Source organism: Actinotalea sp. C106 (assembly GCF_023630195.1).
Taxonomy (GTDB): Bacteria; Actinomycetota; Actinomycetes; order Actinomycetales; family Cellulomonadaceae; genus Actinotalea.
Genome location: NZ_JALPKN010000465.1, coordinates 1 through 1,546 on the forward strand (window position 1 = coordinate 1; position 1,546 = coordinate 1,546).

Genomic DNA, 1,546 nt, shown 5'->3' on the forward strand with positions numbered 1-1,546 from the left:
TACGATCCGACTCCCCGACGGGACAGGCGACCCGACAGGCCGTGGCGGGGCCGCGCTCGGCCCGCGCACCGTGAGCCTGCGGCCCGTGGCTCCGCACCCCGTGAGGAGGTGCTCCGGTCCCCTGCGCGCCGTGAGTCGACACACCGGTTCCCTGCGCCACGCCTCGCGCGGCTCAGCCGGGGGCGTGGGCGAGCACGACGTCGAGCAGCCGGAGGGCCCCGGCCTTGTCGAGGGGCTCGTTGCCGTTCCCGCACTTGGGGGACTGCACGCACGCCGGGCACCCATGAGCGCAGCGGCACCCCGCGATCGCCTCCCGGGTCGCCCGGAGCCAGCCGGCACCCAGGTGGAAGCCGCGCTCGGCGAAGCCGGCCCCGCCCGGGTACCCGTCGTAGACGAAGACCGTCGCGCACTCGGTGTCCACGTGCAGGGCCGTCGAGACCCCACCCAGGTCCCAGCGGTCGCAGGTCGCCAGCAGCGGCAGCATCCCGATCGAGGCGTGCTCGGCGGCGTGCAGGGCCCCCGGGGCGGCTCCGTCGGCGACCCCGGCCTCCTCGAGGACCGAGAGCGGCGCCGTCCACCACACGGCCGTGGTGGTGAGCGTGCGCGCGGGCAGGTCGAGGGTCTCGCCCCCCACGGGGGTCATCTCCGGCAGGCGCCGCTTGGTGTAGCTCATCACCTGGGTGGTGACGTCGACCGGCCCGAACCCCCAGGTGATCGGCCCGGCGGCGCGCTCGGCACGCACCCCGCGGATCTCGATCGAGGTGAGCCAGCGCGACCAGGTGCCGTAGTCGACCGTGCGTGGCCGGACCACGGCGACCGACCCCTCGAGGTCGAGGTCCTCGACCACGTAGGTCTCGCCCTGGTGGACGTAGACCGCCCCCGGGTGCACCGTCGAGTCGGCCGCTGCGGCGTCCACGGTCCCCAGGAGTCGGCCGGTCCGCTGCTCGACCACGCGTACCGGGTCGCCTCCCGTGCCACGCAGGTCGGTCAACCCTGCGGCGGACTCGGCGTGCGTCCAGTACCAGCCCGACGGACGGCGGCGTAGGGCCCCGCGCTCGACCAGCACCCCGAGCAGCTCGGCCGTCCCGGGGCCGAAGAGCTCGAGGTCGCCGGCGCGCAGGGGCAGCTCGGCGGCGGCCGCGCACAGGTGTGGGCCCAGCACGTACGGGTTGGTCGGGTCGAAGACCGTCGCCTCGACCGGGGTGCCGAAGATCGCCTCCGGGTGGTGCACCAGGTAGGTGTCGAGCGGGTCCTCGCGGGCGATCAGGGCCACCAACCCGTCGCTGCCGGCCCGGCCCGCGCGGCCGGCCTGCTGCCACAGGGAGACCCGGGTGCCCGGCCAGCCCGCGATGAGCACGGCGTCGAGCCCCGCGATGTCGACCCCCAGCTCGAGGGCGTTGGTCGTGGCCAGGGCCCGCAGGTCCCCCGAGCGGATCGCCTGCTCGAGGGCCCGACGCTCCTCGGGCAGGTACCCGCCGCGGTAGGCCGCCACCTGGCTGCCCAGGCCGCGGCGCACGTGGTCGAGGTGGTCCCGGGTCGCCGCAGC

At 75.9% G+C, this 1,546-nt stretch carries 1 protein-coding gene; it reads right to left on the reverse strand.

The annotated features are described in order from the left end of the window. Positions 1 to 172 precede the first annotated feature (172 nt). Positions 173 to 1,546, reverse strand: a 1,374-nt coding sequence (locus L0B03_RS17645; RefSeq protein ID WP_250448290.1) for a DEAD/DEAH box helicase, incomplete at its 5' end; no start/stop codon positions are given.